Genomic DNA, 433 nt, shown 5'->3' with positions numbered 1-433 from the left:
ACGCCGACCCGTACGAAGCCGCTCTGGCGGGGTTCGCCATCGATGGCCAGCAGCTGGCTGGCATCGCCCTGGGCATCGGTGATCGAACGCGCCGCGATCGGGTCGCCATCGACCGACCACAGGCCCGAGGTGCGCCCGGCGTGGCCGCGCACATAGCGCCCATCCAGCTGCAGCTGCGCGTCGCGGGTGGCCACACCGGCCGGCACCGGCAGGTAGACCTCGCGCTGGCTCTCCTGCCCGCTCAGCACCAGTGGCTGGCGGAAACCGAGTTCGCGCAGGGTCATCTGCCGGTTCACCGTGCTGTCGCTGCTCCATTCGGTGAACTGGCCGGCGACGCTGTCGGCGGCATGGGCACTGCCAACCACGCCCGACAGGACGAACGCAGCGGCGGATGCAAACAGGGAAGAGCGGCCGGTCTGGGTCATGGCGTCAC

At 70.4% G+C, this 433-nt stretch carries 1 protein-coding gene; it reads right to left on the bottom strand.

Annotation, left to right across the window (positions count from 1 at the left end):
• A partial coding sequence (locus RhoFasB10_RS25870) for a hypothetical protein (RefSeq protein ID WP_206031387.1) occupies positions 1–433 on the bottom strand: 433 nt, incomplete at both ends.

It is taken from the genome of Rhodococcus sp. B10 (assembly GCF_011770055.1).
GTDB lineage: Bacteria > Actinomycetota > Actinomycetes > Mycobacteriales > Mycobacteriaceae > Rhodococcoides > Rhodococcoides kyotonensis_B.
The sequence above is the reverse complement of the archived record's forward strand: the minus strand, read 5'-3'. Positions and strand labels throughout refer to the sequence as shown.